A 3,961-nucleotide genomic window follows, 5' to 3' on the forward strand; every position below is an offset into this window, starting at 1 on the left:
GCCTCCCGAACGACGACCACACCAATGGATGGAGCGCCCTGTTACCCAAGCGGTCGCCGCGGGCGTCACTCGTCGGTGAGCGGGATTTCGACTGGGTGGTCATCGGGGCCGGATATGCCGGACTGGCCGCCGCGCGCAGGCTGGCGGCACTCCGGCCGAGGGAGTCGATCGCCGTGGTGGAGAGCGGCGTCGTGGGCGAAAACGCGTCGGGACGCAATTCCGGCTTCGCAATCGATCTGCCGCACGCGCCCTCCACTTCCGCCGCATCGGTGGAACAGGGTCGCCAGGCGATCCGCGTCGGACGCTTCGCACTCGCCGAGCTCGAACGTCTCATCCAGGACCATCGCATCGAATGCGACTGGGAGCGACGCGGCCGCTATCACGCTGCCGTGACGAGCGAAGTCGCTGGCAAGGTGCTCGATACCTATGCGTCGAACCTGCGCGCGTGGGGCGAATCGTACGAGGCGCTAACGCGCGACGAACTCGAACGCCGGCTGGGCACCCGCTACTACCACTCCGCGATCTACACGCCGGGCACCTGCCTCATGAATCCTGCAGCACTTGTGCGCGGACTTGCCGACAGCCTACCGCCCGAGGTCGAACTGTACGAAAACTCGCCGGTGGTCGAAGTCGAATTCAACGGGCGATCGCCGTATGTCCGCACGCCCGCAGGCCGCATCCGGTTCGGCAAGCTCATTCTTGCTGTGAACGCGTTCTCGCCGTCGTTTGGCGTCTTTCAGGACAGACAGATTCCCGTTCTGCTCTTCGCGAGCCTCACCAAGCCGCTGACGGCCGACCAGCAGGCAAGACTCGGCACCGATGATAGCTGGGGTATCACCCCCGCGCACGGCGTCGCCGGCTCGACGCTGCGACTCACCGCCGATAAGCGGCTGCTGATCCGCCAGGGATTCGACTATTCCCCGTCGCTCAACACAAACGAGGCGCGTCGCGATGCCGCTCGCGCGAAACACACGGAACTGCTCGCGCGCCGCTTCGGACACCTTGGCGGCTCGCTCGACATCGAACACTTCTGGATGGGCTGGCTCGCCGTTTCGCACAACCACGCGCCCGCCTTCGGTCAGGTCAGCGACAACGTCTATGCCGCCGCCTGCTGCAACGGCGCAGGCATCGTGCGTCACACCGCTGCGGGGATGCTGATTGCAGAGCTTGCGAATGGCGAGCGCAGCGAGCTGACCGACGACTTTCTGGTCCAGGGAACGGCCAGTTATATCCCGCCCCGCCCGATCCGCGATATCGGCGTGCATCTGACGCTGATGCGCGAACGGGCTTCGGGCCGGCACGAACTGTAGCGCAAGCGCACTCGCGCACGGCGCACCACTTTTATTCAATCAAGGAGACATAGACATGCGGAGCATTCGACTGATCAAGGGCGACACGATCCAGACCAAGGATCGCGGGGGAGCCGCCGATGGCACAGCAGAGATCTCGTGGGCCATTTCCGACAAGGAAGGCGCAGTCCTGCCCTGCGGCTTTGGACGCTGGCACGAAGCGCTTTGCGAACCCAAGACGCTCACGTACGACGAAGTGATCCTCGTGCTCGAAGGCGTGTTCGGCGTCGAAGCCAGCGATGGCACGCGCGTCGAGGGCCGTCCGGGCGACGTGATCGAGCTCTGCAAAGGCGCCACGGTCAAATATTTTGGCACTCACGCGAAGCTGTTCTTCGTGACCAACTGACAAGTCGGAGAACAGCATGCAAACCAATTCCACTCACGGTCATCTGGAGCGCAAGCTCAAGAACCGGCACATCCAGCTGATCGCACTCGGCGGCACGATCGGCACTGGCCTCTTTCTCGGCTCCGCCGGCGTCCTCGAACTTGCCGGACCTTCGATGCTGCTCGGCTACGCCATCGGCGGACTGGTCGCGTTTCTCATCATGCGTTTTCTCGGCGAGATGCTGGTCGAGGAACCATGTGCCGGTTCGTTCAGCCACTTCGCCAGCCGCTATGGTTCGCGCTTTGCGGGCTTCCTGTCCGGGTGGAATTGTGTCGCGCTGTATGTGCTGGTCGGCATGCTCGAATTGACGGCGGTCGGCAAGTTCGTACAGTTCTGGTGGCCGGGCATTCCGACGTGGGTCACCGCGCTCGTCTTCTTCGTCATTATCAATGGGGTGAATTTCATCAATGTGAAGATCTACGGTGAAGTGGAGTTCTGGTTTGCGCTGATCAAGATCGTGGCGGTCATCGCGATGATTGCAGTAGGTGTCTACATGATCGTGGGCACGGATCGGCCGGGCCAGTCGGTTGGCAACCTCTGGTCGCACGGTGGATTCTTTCCGCACGGTGTTTCCGGTCTCGTGATGGCGATGGCGTTCATCATGTTCTCGTTCGGCGGCGTCGAAATGCTCGGCTTTACCGCCGCAGAAGCTGACAGGCCGCGTCAGGTCATTCCGAAAGCCATCAACCAGCTGATCTTCCGTGTGCTGGTGTTCTACATCGGTTCGATGGCGGTGTTGCTGATGCTGTCACCGTGGGACCATCTGCTCGCCCAACTCAAGACAGGGGGCGGCACGTACAGCAACAGCCCGTTCGTGCTCGTCTTCTCGGGCATCGGCGAAACCCTGGCGGCAAATCTTCTCAACTTCGTGATTCTGACGGCAACGCTCTCTGTCTATAACAGCATGGTGTATTGCAACAGCCGGCTGCTCTACGGCATGGCAAGCGAAGGCAACGCGCCGAAATCGCTGATGCAGGTCAACAGCCGGGGCGTGCCTGTCCGGGCCATCATCTATCCGGCAATCTTCACCGCGCTGTGCATCGTACTGAACTACGTTGCACCGGCAAGCGTGATTGAAATCCTGATGTCGCTGATCGTGGCTGCGCTTGTCATCACCTGGGTCACCATCATCGTGACGCATCTGCGCTTTCGCAAGTCGCGCACGGCGCCCGGCATGAAGTCTGGTTTCCCCGCGCCGTTTTCCCCTGTCACCAACTATCTGTGTCTCGCATTCATGGCGCTGATCGTCGGCGTGATGCTGCTGACGCCGGGCATCCGTGCTTCCGCGTTCGCAATCCCTGTGTGGATCGGTGTCGTGTACTTCGCATATCGCTGCGTCCGTGGCCGTCATCCCGAACCCATCATGGCTTCGTCCTGATTCACTCTACTTCTGGAACACTTCCATGTCTGATCTCTTTGACAATCCGATGGGCCTGATGGGCTTCGAATTCGTCGAGTTTGTTTCGCCCACACCGGGCGTGCTCGAACCGCTGTTCGAGAAACTCGGCTTCACGATGGTCGCGCGTCATCGCAGCAAGCAGGTCGTGCTGTTCCGTCAGGGCGATATCAACTTCATCGTCAATAATGAGCCGCAAAGCGTCGCGTCGTACTTCGGCGCTGAACATGGTCCCTCTGCCTGTGGTCTGGCATTCCGCGTCAAGGATGCGCATCACGCCTATGCGCGTGCAATCGAACTTGGCGCACAGCCGGTTGATATCCCGACGGGTCCGATGGAGCTGCGCCTGCCAGCCATCAAAGGCATCGGCGGCGCTCCGCTCTACCTGATCGACCGTTTCGAGGATGGGAAGAGCATCTACGACATCGATTTCGAGTACCTGCCCGGTGTGGACCGCCACCCGGTTGGTCACGGCTTTAAGGTCGTGGATCATCTCACGCACAGCGTCTATCGCGGACGCATGGCGCACTGGGCTTCGTTCTACGAGAAGTTCTTCAACTTCCGCGAGATCCGCTATTTCGACATCCAGGGCGAGTACACGGGACTGACTTCCAAAGCCCTTACCGCACCCGATGGCAAGATTCGCATCCCGCTCAACGAAGAGTCCAAACAGGGTTCAGGACAGATCGAAGAGTTCCTGATGCAGTTCAACGGCGAAGGCATCCAGCACGTCGCCCTGCTGACCGATGACATTTTCAAAAGCGTGGACGCCTTGCAGATGGCAGGCATCCCGCTGATGACAGGCCCCAACGACATCTACTACGAAATGCT

General features: G+C 60.9%; 4 protein-coding genes. All 4 read left to right on the forward strand.

Going from position 1 to position 3,961, the window contains the following annotated elements; genetic code table 11:
- Positions 1 to 1,310 (forward strand): NAD(P)/FAD-dependent oxidoreductase (locus tag BN2476_RS42390; protein ID WP_235851219.1); only part of this gene is annotated, 1,310 nt, incomplete at its 5' end.
- Between the two features lie 55 nt (positions 1,311 to 1,365).
- Entirely contained in the window at positions 1,366 to 1,695 is a 330-nt protein-coding gene (locus BN2476_RS42395; RefSeq protein WP_087740112.1) for a EutQ-related cupin domain-containing protein, read from the forward strand.
- Between the two features lie 16 nt (positions 1,696 to 1,711).
- Positions 1,712 to 3,112: an amino acid permease gene (locus BN2476_RS42400; protein ID WP_087740113.1), complete on the forward strand. Its 1,401-nt coding sequence runs from the start codon at positions 1,712 to 1,714 to the stop codon at positions 3,110 to 3,112.
- 25 nt (positions 3,113 to 3,137) lie between these two features.
- A partial coding sequence (locus BN2476_RS42405) for a 4-hydroxyphenylpyruvate dioxygenase family protein (RefSeq protein WP_087740114.1) occupies positions 3,138 to 3,961 on the forward strand: 824 nt, incomplete at its 3' end.

The sequence above is a fragment of the Paraburkholderia piptadeniae genome, from assembly GCF_900007165.1.
GTDB classification, from domain to species: Bacteria; Pseudomonadota; Gammaproteobacteria; order Burkholderiales; family Burkholderiaceae; genus Paraburkholderia; species Paraburkholderia piptadeniae.

Excerpts from the sequence above, each read along its gene's own strand:
- BN2476_RS42400 (WP_087740113.1), top strand. The coding sequence starts at position 1,712 with ATGCAAACCAATTCCACTCACGGTCATCTGGAGCGCAAGCTCAAGAAC.
- BN2476_RS42395 (WP_087740112.1), top strand. The coding sequence starts at position 1,366 with ATGCGGAGCATTCGACTGATCAAGGGCGACACGATCCAGACCAAGGAT.